Here is a 13,829-nt window from a genome sequence, read left to right as displayed (position 1 = left end):
CGCGCCATCTTGCCGCAGTGGTATCGCAGGCGGCGAGACCTGAATGGATTGCGCACACTTTGCGCAGGCTTACTCTCCCATCCCGTGCACACTGTGTTGCTCCCAAGCCTGCATGCTGTGCATGGCGCCGGGCGCTGGCAATGCGACAATACTGGACGGTCCAGTACGCTTATGTTCAGGCGCTGCTGGCAATCCTAGAACGTTGGTTTTCCGTTAAAGGCCACCATGCCCTCAGCTCGGACTCCCTTGGTGCAGTTGTCCAACGTGCGCATCGACCGCGGCGGACGCACCATCCTGCGCGATGTTTCGCTGCAGGTGCCGCAAGGCAGCATCACCGCCGTGCTCGGCCCATCGGGCAGCGGCAAGTCGACGATGTTGGCGGCGCTGACCGGTGAGCTGCGGCCGGTAACAGGCAGCGTCCAGCTGTTTGGCCGCGAGATCCCGCACGGCAACCGCGACCTGCTGGAGATGCGCAAGAACGTCGGCGTATTGCTGCAGGGTAATGGCCTGCTGACCGACCTGAGCGTGGCCGACAACGTCGCCCTGCCGCTGCGCGCCCATACCCGGCTGCCCGAGCCGGTGCTGCAACGGCTGGTACAGATGAAGCTGCATGCGGTGGGCCTGCTGGCCGCTGCCGATGCCTGGCCGCGCGAGCTGTCCGGCGGCATGGCACGACGCGTGGCGCTGGCCCGTGCCCTGGCCCTGGACCCGCCGCTGATGATCTACGACGAGCCGCTGACCGGGCTGGACCCCATCGCCTCGGGCGTGATCATGAGCCTCATCCAGCGTCTGAACGACAGCCTGGGGCTCACCAGCATCATCGTCAGCCACCATGTGCATGAAACCCTGCCAATCAGCGACCAGGCGGTGGTGATCGCCAATGGCGGCATCGTGTTCTCCGGCACGCCAGACGAACTGCAGGCCAGCACCGACCCGCTGGTGCGGCAGTTCCTGCACGGGCAGCCGGACGGCCCTATCCCCTTCGATGCGCCGACGCGCAACTATGGGCTGGAGAACGCGTGATGACGACGCTGCGCGAAATGCGTGATTCCTGCCCCCTCTCCCGCATGGCGGGAGAGGGCTGGGGTGAGGGCGCTTTTAAAGCACGTAGAGCAAAAGCTCCCCTCATCCGCCCTTCGGGCACCTTCTCCCGCACGCGGGAGAAGGATGTCTCGTCCAGCGTGATCAGCGCTTCTGGAGCAGCTTCCTGATGCCCTTCACCTCCTCCATCCGCTCGCTGGGCCGTGCCGGGCTGTTCTCGCTGACTGTGCTGCGTGGCTCGCTGCCGACGCGTGACTTCCTGGCCGAACTGACCCGCGAAATCTACAAGATCGGCGCACGTTCGCTACCGATCATTGCTGTTGGCGGCGCGTTCGTTGGCCTGGTACTGACCCTTCAGGGCTACCGCACGCTCACCACCTTCGGTGCCTCCGATGCCTTGTCCACCCTGCTCGGCCTGTCGCTGTACCGCGAACTGGCGCCGGTGCTGACGGCGCTGCTGTTCATCGGCCGTGCCGGCAGCTCGATCGCTGCCGAACTGGGCCTGATGCGTGCCACCGACCAGATCAAGGCGCTGGAGCTGATGGCCATCGATCCGGTGGCCAAGGCGGTGGCACCACGCTTCTGGGCGGCGGTGCTGACCGTGCCGCTGCTGACCGGCATCTTCTGCTCGCTGGCCATTGCCGGCGGCTATTTCGAAGCCGTGCATGTGCTGGGCCAGGACAACGGCACGTTCTGGTCAGGGCTGCGTGGCAGCGTCGACTTCTGGGACGATTTTGCCGTGGCCCTGCTGAAATCGGCGATCTTCGGCGGTACCGCAGCGCTGGTGGCCGCCTACGTCGGCTTCCACGCTGAACCGACCATCGAAGGCACCTCGGTGGCCACCACCCGTGCGGTGGTGAACGCCTCGTTGCTGGTGCTGATGTTCAACTTCGTGCTGTCGGCACTGCTGTTCCAATGAGGCGAGTCCCTCGCCCACGCCCGCACAGCGATGTGCGGGCACCAGACAAACAACCGAACAACCCGCTTCGCCCTGCGAAGCACCAGATGGATCAGGAGTGAGACACAACATGGCCATCCGTGGACCCAGACTCGAATTTTCCGTCGGCGCCTTCCTGCTGCTGGCCCTGGCCTCGCTGCTGGTGCTGGCCGTGGCCTCCACCAACCAGCGCTTCGGCATGGGCGGCGGTGACTACGTGCTCAAGGCCCGTTTCACCCAGATCGGCCAGCTGCGCCCGCAGGCGCCAGTGAAGGTCGGCGGCGTGACCATTGGCCAAGTGGCTGACATTCAGCTGGACCCCGTTAAATACGACTCCATCGTCACCCTGGCACTGGACAACAAGTTCAAGGACCTGCCCGCCGATACCTCCGCCGGCATCTTCACCAGCGGCCTGCTGGGCGAAAGCTACATCGGCCTGCAGCCCGGTGGTGATCCGGAGCCACTCAAGTCCGGCGACGAGATTGTCTTCACCCAGCCGGCGGTGGACCTGATCCAGCTGGTCGGCAAGTACATGTTCAGCGGCGGCGGCAACAGCGCCGGTGCTGCCAACGAAACCCCCGGCGCAGACGCGCCCGCTACGGAACCCCAACCATGAAAGTGAAACTGCTTACCGCCGTGCTCGCTTCCGCCCTGCTGGCCACCGCGCCGTCGGTCACGCTGGCGCAGACGCGCCCGGCCGCCGCTACCGCGCAGCCGTCGGCCGCCGGCCGCACCGTGCTGGATGCCAGCACCCGCATCATCAATGCCCTGCAGACCCGCCGCGCCGAGTTCCGCGCCAACCCGGCCGCCCTGCGCAGCTTCATCGACGGCGAGCTGAGCCGTGGCTTCGACCGCGACTACGCCGCCCGCCTGGTGCTGGGTGTGCATGGCCGCGGTGCCGCCGATGCCGACGTCAAGCTGTTTGCCGAAGCGATGTCCGACAACCTGATGTCGCGTTATGGCTCGGCCCTGCTCGATATCCAGGGCCGGCCCAGCTTCCGCTACAAGAGCGAGCAGCCGCTGCCGGGCAACCGCGGCGTCAAGGTGTCCACCGAGCTGGTGCGCGCCGGCAGCGAGCCGACCCCGGTCGAGTACCTGATGCGCAATGTCGACGGCCAGTGGAAGATCTTCGACGTGATGATCGAAGGCATCTCCTACGTGCAGACCTTCAAGAACCAGTTCGATGCCCCGCTGCGGCAGAAGTCGATCAAGCAGGTGGCCACCGAACTGCGCAGCGGCAGCATCCAGGCCAATGCGGGCCCGGCCGCTCCCCGTGGCAAGTAACGCCAGCTGCCGCAGCGAGGGCGACAGCCTGCGGCTGGCCGGCGTGCTCGACCGCGCAGCGGTAACCACGCTGTGGCCGCAACTGGCGCGCGGGCTTGGGCCCGTGCGTCAGCTCGACCTGCAGGCCGTGGAACGCGTGGACAGCGCCGGTCTGGCCCTGCTGGCTGAACTGGCCGCGCGCCTGCGCGCACAGGGCGGCGGTGGCATCGTGGGTACTCCCGCCGGGCTGGATGAGCTGAGCACCGCCTACCGTTTGTCGCCTTCCCTCGATTTCAATGCCTCTTCAGCAGGAAGCTGACATGACGATTTTCCGCACCCTCCCCCTTCTTGCCGTCGTCACCCTGCTTGCCGCCTGTGCGGGCAAGCCGGCCCGCGATGCCGTGCCCGCCAGCACGGTGGTCGCTCCGCAGGCCAGCACGCAGGTCGCTGCCAATGCTGATGACGGCGATGCTGCCGGCGCCACTGAAGCACCTGCTGTGGCCGACAACGCGGCAGCGCAGGACAGCAGTACTGCCGCCACCGCAGACACCGGTGCCGCCCCGACTGACGCCGAGGACGATTTCGCTGCCCTGTATGGCGGCCCGGCCCCCAGTGCCGGCGAAGCAGGCAACGGACCGGAAGGCGCACCTGCCTACGACCCTTGGGAGAAGTACAACCGCGGCGTGCACCGCTTCAACAACGCGGTTGACCGCACCGTCGCACGCCCGCTGGCCACGGCATATGTGAACGTGGTGCCGCAGTTCGCCCGCACTGGCGTCAGCAACTTCTTCAGCAACCTGCGCTCGCCGCTGACCATGGTCAACCAACTGTTGCAGGGCCATGCCGACGACGCCTGGGACACGCTGGGCCGCTTCCTGATGAACTCCACCTTCGGTATTGGCGGCCTGTTCGACCCGGCCAGCAAGGCCATGGTGCCCAAGCGCAGCGAAGATTTCGGCCAGACCCTGGGGGCTTGGGGTTGGCGCCGTTCGCGTTACGTGGAGTTGCCGTTCTTCGGCCCGCGTACCGTGCGTGACGTATTCGGACTGGCTGGCGATATCCCGCTCTCGCCCATGCGGCAGATCGAGATGGACAAGGTCCGCATCGGCCTGCAGGGCCTGCAGCTGGTGGATATGCGAGCGCAGTTGATGGCGGTGGACTCACTGCGCGACAGCGCTGTTGACGAATACGCACTGACCCGCGATGCCTGGCTGCAGCGCCGCAGCTACCAGATCGAGAAAGACCTGCGCCACGGTGGCAAGTACGACGACGACGGCCAGCCCACGATTCCAGTGGACGCGATGCCGATGCCGAACTGGGGCGATTGATCCTGATTGCCGCTGCATGAAAAAAGCCCGGGGAAACCCGGGCTTTTTTCTCCCCGCAGATTCTGCAGGGCGGCGGTGGCCGCAAGGCGAGTGGATCAACGGATCGATGAGTGATCCGATCCGTCGGCAATGTCAGCTTCGCGACTTATGCCGCTCCTGCAACAACCGGGGCTTTACGCAGCCAAGGCAGCGTCGATGGCCTTGCGCAGGCCTTCGTCGTCGGCGCTGGTGTCCGGGGCGAAGCGGGCAACGACACTGCCGTCCTTGCCGATCAGGAATTTCTCGAAGTTCCACAGCACGGCCGGGGCCGGGTTGGCCTCGATGCCGAAACCAACCAGCTTCTCGCGCATCGGGCCTTCGCCGATGGCGGCCGGCTGGGCAGCGGTCAGTTGCTGGTAAAGCGGGTGGATGTCGGCACCGGCGACGCTGATCTTGGAGAACATCGGGAAGCTGACGTCATAGGTCAGGGCGCAGAACTGCTTGATCTCTTCCTCGCTGCCCGGCTCCTGGCCGTTGAAGTTGTTGGCCGGGAAACCCAGTACTTCCAGGCCGGCGTCCTTCTTTTCGCGATACAGCTTTTCCAGGCCTTCGTACTGCGGGGTAAGGCCGCACTTGGAGGCGGTGTTGACCAGCAGCAGCACCTTGCCGCGATAGTCGCCCAGCGATGCAGGAGCGCCGTCGATGGTGGTCAGCGCGGTGTCGTAAACAGAAGCGGTCATGCGGTTGCCTGCTGGGGGTTGTGGAAAAGCCAAGCATAAACGGCGCCGTCGGCGCTGGCACGACCATCAGGTTGTAACGCTGGGTTCCGCAGGGGTGCCGTTCCCATGCAGCGAGCACCCACGTGTAGTGCCGAGCCATGCTCGGCAGGGGCTTTCCCGGTAGAGCCTCTGCCGAGCATGGCTCGGCACTACGCCAACGTGCAAACAGCGTACCCCTCCCCAACCCTCCCCTTGCCTGCGGCAAAGGGAGGGAGCAGAAGCATCGCTCGGCACTGCATTGGGGTTTGCCTGGAAGGCCTCTGCCGAGCATGGCTCGGCACTACATCAGCTTTCGCTGCTTTCGGGGCTGTCTTCCTCGCCGTCGTCGTCCGTCCCCAGCATGGCCTGCGAGGCGTCACTGGACAGCGACTCCACGCCGCGCAGCTTGCGCTCGATGGTGCGGGTCTTGCGGCTGGCGTCGCCCAGGCTCTTGCCGACGGTGTTGATCTGCTTCTCGGCCTTCTCGAGGATGCCCGCAAACTTGCCGAACTCGCTCTTCACCGCACCCAGCAGGCTCCATACCTCCGACGAGCGCTGTTCGATGGCCAGTGTGCGGAAGCCCATCTGCAGGCTGTTGAGCAGGGCGGTGACCGTGGTCGGGCCGGCAATCACCACGCGATGCTCGCGCTGCAGCGCGTCCACCAGGCCGGCACGGCGGATGATCTCGGCATACAGCCCCTCGGTGGGCAGGAACATCACCGCGAAGTCGGTGCTGTGCGGCGGCACGATGTACTTGTCGCTGATCGACTTGGCCTGGATGCGGATCGCCCGCTCCAGCTGGTTGCCACTGTTGCGCACCGCCTCCACGTCGCCGGCTTCCTGCGCATCGAGCAGGCGCTCGTAGTCCTCGCGCGGGAATTTGGAATCGATCGGCAGCCACACCGGGGTATCGCCATCGCCACGGCCAGGCAGGCGCACGGCGAAGTCGACCATCTCGCCACTATCGGCGCGCAGCTTCACCCCGCGCGCGTACTGCTCGGCGGTCAGGGTCTGCTCCAGGATGTTGTCCAGCTGCACTTCGCCCCAGCCGCCACGGTTCTTGACGTTGCTCAGCACACGCTTGAGGTCGCCCACGCCGGTGGCCAGCTGCTGCATCTCGCCCAGCCCGCGCTGCACCTGCTCCAGCCGCTCGGAGACCAGCTTGAACGAGGAATCCAGGCGGGTGTTGAGCGTGCTCTGCAGTTTCTCGTCCACGGTCTGGCGCATCAGCTCGAGCTTGGCCGCGTTGTCGCCCTGCAGATCCTTCAGCCGCGCTTCCAGGGTCTGGCGCATCTCGGTGATGCGCTGTTCGTTGCGCTGGGTCAGCTCGCCCAGCTTCTGGTTGAGGGTCTCGCCGAAGCGCAGCTGGACCTGTGCGCCTTCTTCGCGGCCCTTGCGGGTTTCCTCGACCAGGCTCTGCTGCAGGCCGGCCAGCTGGCGCGCAAAGGCTTCCATGCGCGCTTCCTGCTGCTGGCCGAACACGTCGAGCTGGCCACGCACATCCTGCAGCCGCGTGCCCAGCAACTGGGCCAGCAACTGCTGGGCGTTGGCGGTTTCCTCGCGGCCCTTGCGGGCATCGTCGTTGAGGCTGTCGCGCAGCTGGTCCAGGCGCTGGTCGGTGCGGGTGGACAGGTCGGTGAGGTTGCGGCCAAAGCCGTCGATGCGGGTGTCCTGCTGGCGCGCCATGCTTTCCAGCTGTTCGCGCAGTTCGCCACGGCCGTTGCGCTGTTCTTCGCGCAAGGTGTTTTCCAGCGCGGAATTGTCGGTACGGCGCAACAGCAGCAACAACTGCAGCACCAGGACGACGACCAGCAGGCCGCCAAGGATCAGGGTTTCGGTTTGCATGGGGAGAAGTGTAGCCCTGCCTGTCTCAGAAGCTGATCCGGCGCCAGCCGACCGGCAGCGAGAACCGCCGTCGGCACGCATCTGCGATCATGGGCACCCCCACCCGCTGTCCACCCCCTCATGAAGTCGCTGTCGCTGCTGTTGTCGAGCCTGTTGTGCCTGCTGCCCCTGGCAGCGCTGGCAGCGGATTCACAGACCATCACCTCGCCCCACGCCCTGCCTGCCAATGACGCGCGGCCCAAGGTATTCGTGGCTGGCAGCATCGAGATGGGCAAGGCCGGTGATTGGCAGCAGCAGGTGCAGGCGGCGCTGGCCGACCAAGGCGTGCTGATGCTCAACCCGCGCCGCGCCGACTGGAACCCAGCCTGGCGCGCCGAGGCCGATGAGCCCGAGTTCCGCCGCCAGGTGGAGTGGGAACTGGCCGCGCTGGAGCAGTCCGACATCGTGCTGATGTACTTCGCCCCCCGCACCCAGAGCCCGATCACCCTGCTCGAATTCGGCCTGTATGCACGCTCGGGCAAACTGCTGGTGGCGGCGCCGGCCGGTTACTGGCGCAAGGGCAACCTGGACATCACCGGTGACCGCTACGGTGTGCCGCGTTTTGATGACCTGCCAGCGCTGATCGCCGCAGTGAAGCAGCGCATCGCCGACCAGCGCGCGCACTGAGCCCCACGGAGAACCGCCATGCCGTGGATGGGCATCAACGACCTGGGCACCTTCGTGGTGGCCGTCATCCTGTTCCTGATGTTGCCGGGGCCCGGCACCTTCACCCTGCTCACCGCCACCGCGCGCGGTGGCGTGCGTGCCGGCTACGCCACCCTGGCCGGGTTGATGCTGGGCGACCAGATCCTCATCGCCATTGCCGCCACCGGTGTGGCCGCGCTGCTGCAGGCGCATCCACTGCTGTTTGCCGGGCTGCGTTACGTGGGTGCGGCCTATCTGATCTGGGTCGGCATCAACCTGCTGCGGGAGCCGGCGGCAGCCGCTGGCGAGGCTGCGCCGGTACAGCACGGGCGACGCTGGTTCCGCCAGGCCTTGCTGGTCGGTGTGCTCAATCCCAAGGCCATCCTGTTCTACATGGCCTTCTTCCCGCTGTTCATCGACCCGCTGCGGCAACGCGGTGCGCTGACCCTGGCGACGATGGCGGTGCTGATCGCCCTCCTCAGCGTCGGCTGGTGTTCGGTGCTGATCTTCGGTGGGCAGTTCATTGCCCGCCGCCTGGCCGGCTACCCGCGCGTAGGCGTGTGGCTGCGGCGTGCGGTCGGCGTCTGCCTGGTGGTGTTCGGCGTTCGCCTGGGCCTGGACGGGGCCTGAGCCCACACCCGCTACTCGCGCGGGCGCTGGCCCTCGCGCGGCGGGAACTGCAGCACCACGTAATCGCGGCCTTCGCGCGGTTCCCACAATACCGGCACGTTCTGCGGTGACGGCGGCTCCAGCTCGGCGGCGTCCTGCGCCAGCTGCTCTTCTTCCTCGTCCTCCCAGCTGTAACGCTTGCGCGGTGCCTTGGGGTCGGCATTGCGGAACAGCAGGGCGGCAATCACGCCGGCCGCGGCACCGCCCATATGCGACTGCCAGGAAACGCCCGGCTCATGCGGCAGGATGGTGATCAACATGCTGCCGTAGAACAGGAAGCCGATCAGGCTGGCGGCGATGGCCGGGCGGTCACGCCGCAGCAGGCCCAGCACGAAGACCAGGAACATCAACCCATGGGTCACGCCACTGGCCCCCAGGTGGCGTGTGCCGATATCACCCAAGAGCCAGGCGCCCAGTCCGGAACCAACCCAGAGCAGGGGCAGCGCGCGCAGGGTTGCCTTCGGATAGACGCTGCCGGCCAAGGTACCCAGGATCAGCAGGGCTACTGCGTTGGCGCCCAGGTGTTCGATCGAGCCATGCAGCAAAGGTGCGCCCAGCAGGCCCCACAGGCCACCGGTTTCCAGCGGTGCCACCGCCCAGGGCCGCCAGTCCCAGCCACTGCGCTGCAGGGCGAACATCGCCACCAGCAGCAGCACGAAACCCAGGCTCAGGTTGAACGCACGCAGCACGCGGCTGCGGTCGTTGCGGGCGATGGTGGCCGGCGTCTGGCCGGCATCGGGCAAGGTTGGCGTGTCCATGATCAAGGGATTGCGGCAGCCCCGGCGAATGCAAGGGCGCCGCCGGTGGGAACCGGCGTGCCACCGGCGGGACAATCCCGCCGGTGGGGCTCACATCAGGCCTTGTGCCCGCCCTTGGGCGGGATCTTCAGGCTCAGGATCACGGTGACCGTCAGGATAGCCGCGACCACGCCCAGCGACACCGGCACCGGGATCTTGAAGATGTCGATCAGCAGCATCTTGGTACCGATGAAGGCCAGGATGACGGCCAGGCCGTAGGGCAGCAGGTGGAAGCGGTCGGCCATGCCGGCCAGCAGGAAGAACATCGCGCGCAGGCCCAGCACCGCGAACACGTTGGAGGTCAGCACGATGAACGGGTCGGTGGTGATGGCGAAGATGGCCGGAATCGAGTCCACCGCGAAGATCACGTCGGTGACCGCGATCAGGATCAGCACCACGAACATCGGGGTGAACCAGCGCACGCCGTTCTTCTCGGTGACCAGGCGGTTGCCGTTGTACTCGTGGCTGATGCGCAGGTGCTTGCGCATGAACTTCAGCGCCGGGTTGTTGTCCAGGCTGGGCTCCTCGCCGGCGGCGAACCACATCTTCCAGCCGGTGAACAGCAGGAAGGCGCCGAACACGTAGAGCAGCCAATGGAACTGGGTAACCAGTACCGAACCGGCAAAGATCATGATCGTACGCAGCACGATGGCACCCAGGATGCCGATGATAAGCACACGTTGGCGCTGGGTCTCAGGCACTGCGAAGTAGCCCATGATCAGCAGGAAGACAAAGATGTTGTCCACCGCCAGGGCTTTTTCGATCAGGTAACCGGTCAGGAACTGCAGGCCGACTTCATTGGCCACCGCCGCGCCGGCGGTTTCGTGCAGGTAGTACCAGAGGCCGGCATTGAAGGCCAGGGCCAGCGCCACCCAGCCCAGCGACCAGTACACGGCCTCCTTGAAGGTGACCTTGTGGGGGCCGCCATGGCGCATCAGCACCAGGTCGATCAACAGCGCGGCGATGACGACGGCAATGAAGCCGCCCCACAGCCAGGGATTACCAATTGTCTGCATCATGGGGAAATTCCGGTCGTGAACGGGGGTATCTCGGAACCACAAAGGCCAAGAGCTGGACACGGAATCGGGGAGACCGGGGACAGAGCTTCGCCAATGCGGCGAAGGTCTTGCTCACAGTCCCGATGGGTGGGACTGCCGTTGCACCGGAGCCTTGCGGCTCGAATTGACGGCGACAACGTCTGGGAGCTACTCCCCTTCTGCGGCAAATATTGCCGCCTGCGGCCGTTACAGTCAATGAACTGTCTGCGGGAGCGGCCCGCCGCCCGGCTACAATAGCGCCATGAATACCCCACTTCCCGTCGTACGCCTGAAGAACGCGTGGCGCTCCAGCCACCCGTGGATTTTCCAGAAACTGGTCGAGAAGCCGACCGTCAAGCCCAAGTCCGGCACCATCGTCGACGTGGTCGGGGTGGACGGCGAGTGGATTGGCCGCGGCTTCTACAACGGCCATTCGCGCATTGCCGTGCGTATCCTGGAAACCCACCCGGACGTGGCGGTGGACCAGGCCTGGTTCATGCAGAAGATCGCGCAGGCAGTGTCGCTGCGTCGTGACGTGCTCAAGCTGGATGCCATCTCCAATGCCTGGCGTGTTGTCCACAGCGAAGGCGACGGCCTGTCCGGCCTGGTGGTGGACCGCTACGACGACCTGATCGTGGTCGAGTTCTTCGCCGCCGGCATGTTCCGCCACCGCGAGTGGATCTACGAGGCGCTGCGCGAGCAATTCCCGGGCTGCCGTTTCCACAGCTTCGCCGACGAACACGTGCAGAAGCAGGAAAGCTTCGATTTCCACGGCAATACCACCACCGAACCGGCCGTCATCACCGAGTACGGCATCAAATTCCGCGCCGACCCGGCCGGCGCGCACAAGACCGGTTTCTTCGCCGACCAGCGCGAGAACCGTGAGTGGCTGAGCCGGCAGGTGGAAGGCAAGACCGTGCTCGACCTGTGCTGCAACACCGGTGGCTTTGCGGTGTATGCCGCCGCCCGCGGTGCCGCCGAGGTGCTGGGCGTGGACATCGACCAGGACGTGATCCAGATCGCCAAGGGCAATGCGCGTTTGAACAACGCCAGGCCCAGGTTCGTGCAGGCCGACATCTTCCCGTGGCTGCGTGATGCAGCCAACCGCGGCGACCAGTACGACGTGGTGATCCTGGACCCGGCCAAGATGACCCGCGACCGCGACCAGGTCATCACCGCGCTGAAGAAGTACCTGGACATGAACAAGCTGGCCCTGGGCGTGGTCAAGCCCGGCGGCCTGTTCGCCACCTTCTCCTGCACCGGTCTGGTGGCCGAGGACCAGTTCCTGGACATGCTGCGCCGCGCCGCGTATTTCTCCGGCCGCACCATCCAGATCCTGAAGGTGGCCGGCGCCGGCCCGGACCATCCGTTCATGGCCCACGTGCAGGAATCGCGTTACCTCAAGGCGGTATTCTGCCGCGTGCTCGACTGATAACCGGTCGCCGCGCCCACCATTGCGATGTCCCCACCGGCCCCAGCACGGGGCGCGGCGGGGGCGGCTCCGCCCGCGGACGCCGCCATGTTTTGATACTTTCATCACACTCCCTGTCGGACACTGACGCCACTTGCGGTGGACTGCAATCTGCGGGCCCGGGGGGAGCAAGCGACCAACCACGGCACTGCGCCGTGGTTTTCCTGTGCCCTGGTTTGCCTGTTGGATGGTCCCCGCGCCTGTCGCGACAAGGACCTTGGCAATGGCCGTATCCGCCTCTTCCAACCTGCACAGCCTCGGCTCCGGCCTGGTGCTGATATTGCTGTTTCTCACCTTGCCTGCGGCCGCCCAGAGCGTGCGCTGGGAGGACTACCGCGGCATCGCCAACAGCAGCGGCCTGGCCAACACAACCTATAGTGGCCCCGCCTCGGCACCTACCTTCGATCACACCCTGGCTGGCGTCAACGCCCTGCGCGCAGTCTCTGTCAACGCAGGCAATGCGGTACGCACTGGCAGTTCCAGCAACATCGATTTCCGCAATGTGATCGACGGCAATGGGCTGTGCGACAACCGCACCACCGCTGGGCAAGCCAGCGCTGCCTGCCGTAACCACGCCATGGGCAAGGTGATCTATTCACTGATCCGCTTTCCCTATGCTGGCACTTACACCTTGGGCGTCGCCCATGACGACGCGGTGGAGGTCAATCTGTCCTCCAGCTACACCAATACCAATTACCGCGGCGCCACCTATGACGTCCCTGTCGGTGCACTCAGCAGCTATACGGCCGGCGAAACCACCTATCGCACCATCGGTAGCTTCAACGCAGCAACACCTGACAGCTGCGCCCTGATACGCGTTTACTGGGTCAATGCCGGCGGCCTGACCTTCAACCGTCTGCGCTGGCAGCACGCTTCCATCAATGGCGGAGCGGCGGACGTCATCCCTGCCGCCCAGTTCCGTGACCCCGCAGCAGCGGCAAGCTCGGCCGGTTGCCAAGGCTCGGTGGTGTTCCCGGTGCCGGCCATCATGATCAACAAGAACGTGGCGGGTCGTATTTCCAGCGACGATCAGTTCACCGTTTCCATCCTGCAGGGCAACTCGGTGGTACGTGCTGCCTCCACCAGCGGTGCCGGCACTGGCCAGCAGGCCAGCACCGGCGCCGCCCAGGTGAACACCGGGGCACATACGCTGCGCGACGCCATGGCCGCCGGCAGCGCTGCGGCCATCGGCAACTACAGCAAGAACATCAGCTGCACCGCCTATGTGTTGAACGGCTCGGAACAGTCCGTGACACCCACGGGCAGTGGCCCGGACTGGAGCCTGAACGTTGCTGCCAACACGCAGTACACCTGCACGATAACCAATACGCCGCAGCCGGCGCTCACCCTGCGCAAGATCAGCGAGGGCGGCGTGGGTGCTTTCAGCTTTACCGGCAACAACGGCATAAACGCCCACAGCATCACCACTACCGCTGCCGGCCAGGCCATCGCCGGCCCCCCGCAGGTATTCGCCAGCCTGAACACCGCCACGACTGTCACCGAAGCGCAGACAGCGGGATACAGCTTGGCGGATGTGCAGTGCGCGGGGTTGCCCGCAGGTGTCGCTCCCAACGTGGATCTGGCCAATCGCCGCTTGACCCTGCCGGCAACGGCGGCGGTACCAGGGGCCAACATCGTCTGTACGTTCACCAACAAGGCTGGCGCCAACCTGGCGGTACGCAAGACCAATGCGGCGACCTCGCTGGTTTCGGGAACCGCCACGCGTTACACCGTGGTGGCCAGCAACGCCGGGCCTGGCGATGGCAGCGGCGCCATCCTGCGCGACACCCCTGGTGCCGGCCTGAAGAACTGCAGCGTCAGCAGCTGCAGTGCCAGCAATGGCGCAACCTGTCCGGCGACAACGTCCGATGTGTTCCTGCCTGCCGGGCTCAACCTGGGCGCCTTTCCGGTCAATGCACAGCTGCAGCTGCAGGTGCAGTGCGAGGTGCAGTAAGCAGGACCGCTTATACACAGGCGGGCGAAGACGATCCTTGAGCGCACGGATTGCGGTCCGTGCCGT

The 13,829-nt window shown here is 65.8% G+C and carries 14 protein-coding genes; 10 read left to right on the top strand and 4 right to left on the bottom strand.

Annotated features, from left to right (window positions below; genetic code table 11):
• The first annotated feature begins 225 nt into the window (after nt 1-225).
• The 6 genes from B2527_RS10920 to B2527_RS10895 all read left to right on the top strand — a co-directional run bounded on the left by B2527_RS10920 (nt 226) and on the right by B2527_RS10895 (nt 4,569).
• Nucleotides 226-1,023, top strand: a complete 798-nt coding sequence (locus B2527_RS10920) for an ABC transporter ATP-binding protein (RefSeq protein WP_293712004.1) — start codon at nt 226-228, stop codon at nt 1,021-1,023.
• A 187-nt stretch (nt 1,024-1,210) separates the two neighbouring features.
• Entirely contained in the window at nt 1,211-1,960 is a 750-nt protein-coding gene (locus tag B2527_RS10915; RefSeq protein ID WP_293712001.1) for an MlaE family lipid ABC transporter permease subunit, read from the top strand.
• 109 nt (nt 1,961-2,069) lie between these two features.
• On the top strand, nt 2,070-2,594 hold the full coding sequence (mlaD, locus tag B2527_RS10910) for an outer membrane lipid asymmetry maintenance protein MlaD (protein ID WP_293711999.1): 525 nt from the start codon (nt 2,070-2,072) through the stop codon (nt 2,592-2,594).
• Nucleotides 2,591-3,262 carry an MlaC/ttg2D family ABC transporter substrate-binding protein gene (locus B2527_RS10905; RefSeq protein ID WP_293711996.1) on the top strand — a complete coding sequence of 224 codons (672 nt, stop codon included), beginning with the start codon at nt 2,591-2,593 and terminating at the stop codon, nt 3,260-3,262. The genes mlaD and B2527_RS10905 overlap by 4 nt, the downstream gene beginning before the upstream one ends.
• Nucleotides 3,231-3,560 (top strand): STAS domain-containing protein, encoded by a 330-nt coding sequence (locus B2527_RS10900; RefSeq protein WP_293711993.1) that lies wholly within the window; start codon nt 3,231-3,233, stop codon nt 3,558-3,560. The genes B2527_RS10905 and B2527_RS10900 overlap by 32 nt, the downstream gene beginning before the upstream one ends.
• 1 nt (nt 3,561) lies before the next feature.
• Nucleotides 3,562-4,569, top strand: a complete 1,008-nt coding sequence (locus B2527_RS10895) for an MlaA family lipoprotein (RefSeq protein WP_293711990.1) — start codon at nt 3,562-3,564, stop codon at nt 4,567-4,569.
• 173 nt (nt 4,570-4,742) lie between these two features.
• On the opposite strand, the gene B2527_RS10890 is transcribed toward B2527_RS10895, so the two are convergent.
• Nucleotides 4,743-5,288 (bottom strand): glutathione peroxidase, encoded by a 546-nt coding sequence (locus B2527_RS10890; protein ID WP_293711987.1) that lies wholly within the window; start codon nt 5,286-5,288, stop codon nt 4,743-4,745.
• A 324-nt stretch (nt 5,289-5,612) separates the two neighbouring features.
• The gene (gene rmuC / locus B2527_RS10885) at nt 5,613-7,151 is read right to left on the bottom strand and encodes a DNA recombination protein RmuC (protein ID WP_293711984.1); all 1,539 of its coding nucleotides are present in this window, start codon (nt 7,149-7,151) and stop codon (nt 5,613-5,615) included.
• Nucleotides 7,152-7,271: 120 nt separating this feature from the next.
• On the opposite strand from rmuC, the gene B2527_RS10880 reads away from it, so the two are divergent.
• On the top strand, nt 7,272-7,817 hold the full coding sequence (locus B2527_RS10880) for a nucleoside 2-deoxyribosyltransferase domain-containing protein (RefSeq protein WP_293711981.1): 546 nt from the start codon (nt 7,272-7,274) through the stop codon (nt 7,815-7,817).
• Nucleotides 7,818-7,835: 18 nt separating this feature from the next.
• Complete coding sequence (gene leuE / locus B2527_RS10875; protein WP_293711978.1) at nt 7,836-8,465, top strand: leucine efflux protein LeuE; 630 nt, start codon at nt 7,836-7,838, stop codon at nt 8,463-8,465.
• A gap of 11 nt (nt 8,466-8,476) precedes the next feature.
• Here the strand turns inward: leuE and B2527_RS10870 are convergent, their stop codons facing one another.
• On the bottom strand, nt 8,477-9,262 hold the full coding sequence (locus B2527_RS10870) for a rhomboid family intramembrane serine protease (protein ID WP_293711976.1): 786 nt from the start codon (nt 9,260-9,262) through the stop codon (nt 8,477-8,479).
• Between the two features lie 95 nt (nt 9,263-9,357).
• Nucleotides 9,358-10,317 (bottom strand): TerC family protein, encoded by a 960-nt coding sequence (locus tag B2527_RS10865; protein ID WP_293712057.1) that lies wholly within the window; start codon nt 10,315-10,317, stop codon nt 9,358-9,360.
• Nucleotides 10,318-10,600: 283 nt separating this feature from the next.
• Here B2527_RS10865 and B2527_RS10860 point away from each other — a divergent pair, with 283 nt between their 5' ends.
• The gene (locus B2527_RS10860) at nt 10,601-11,770 is read left to right on the top strand and encodes a class I SAM-dependent rRNA methyltransferase (protein WP_293711973.1); all 1,170 of its coding nucleotides are present in this window, start codon (nt 10,601-10,603) and stop codon (nt 11,768-11,770) included.
• A gap of 262 nt (nt 11,771-12,032) precedes the next feature.
• The gene (locus tag B2527_RS10855) at nt 12,033-13,763 is read left to right on the top strand and encodes a prealbumin-like fold domain-containing protein (protein ID WP_293711969.1); all 1,731 of its coding nucleotides are present in this window, start codon (nt 12,033-12,035) and stop codon (nt 13,761-13,763) included.
• Nucleotides 13,764-13,829: the final 66 nt, after the last annotated feature.

Source organism: Stenotrophomonas sp. UBA7606 (assembly GCF_002477705.1).
Taxonomy (GTDB): domain Bacteria; phylum Pseudomonadota; class Gammaproteobacteria; order Xanthomonadales; family Xanthomonadaceae; genus Stenotrophomonas.
This window is presented reverse-complemented; position numbering and strand designations above follow the sequence as displayed.

Bases quoted from the DNA above. Each gene is read 5' to 3' on its own strand.
- rmuC (WP_293711984.1), bottom strand. From the start codon at position 7,151: ATGCAAACCGAAACCCTGATCCTTGGCGGCCTGCTGGTCGTCGTCCTG.
- B2527_RS10860 (WP_293711973.1), top strand. From the start codon at position 10,601: ATGAATACCCCACTTCCCGTCGTACGCCTGAAGAACGCGTGGCGCTCC.
- B2527_RS10870 (WP_293711976.1), bottom strand. From the start codon at position 9,262: ATGGACACGCCAACCTTGCCCGATGCCGGCCAGACGCCGGCCACCATC.
- B2527_RS10920 (WP_293712004.1), top strand. From the start codon at position 226: ATGCCCTCAGCTCGGACTCCCTTGGTGCAGTTGTCCAACGTGCGCATC.
- B2527_RS10855 (WP_293711969.1), top strand. From the start codon at position 12,033: ATGGCCGTATCCGCCTCTTCCAACCTGCACAGCCTCGGCTCCGGCCTG.
- mlaD (WP_293711999.1), top strand. From the start codon at position 2,070: ATGGCCATCCGTGGACCCAGACTCGAATTTTCCGTCGGCGCCTTCCTG.
- B2527_RS10915 (WP_293712001.1), top strand. From the start codon at position 1,211: ATGCCCTTCACCTCCTCCATCCGCTCGCTGGGCCGTGCCGGGCTGTTC.
- B2527_RS10905 (WP_293711996.1), top strand. From the start codon at position 2,591: ATGAAAGTGAAACTGCTTACCGCCGTGCTCGCTTCCGCCCTGCTGGCC.
- B2527_RS10865 (WP_293712057.1), bottom strand. From the start codon at position 10,317: ATGCAGACAATTGGTAATCCCTGGCTGTGGGGCGGCTTCATTGCCGTC.
- B2527_RS10880 (WP_293711981.1), top strand. From the start codon at position 7,272: ATGAAGTCGCTGTCGCTGCTGTTGTCGAGCCTGTTGTGCCTGCTGCCC.
- leuE (WP_293711978.1), top strand. From the start codon at position 7,836: ATGCCGTGGATGGGCATCAACGACCTGGGCACCTTCGTGGTGGCCGTC.
- B2527_RS10900 (WP_293711993.1), top strand. From the start codon at position 3,231: ATGCGGGCCCGGCCGCTCCCCGTGGCAAGTAACGCCAGCTGCCGCAGC.
- B2527_RS10890 (WP_293711987.1), bottom strand. From the start codon at position 5,288: ATGACCGCTTCTGTTTACGACACCGCGCTGACCACCATCGACGGCGCT.
- B2527_RS10895 (WP_293711990.1), top strand. From the start codon at position 3,562: ATGACGATTTTCCGCACCCTCCCCCTTCTTGCCGTCGTCACCCTGCTT.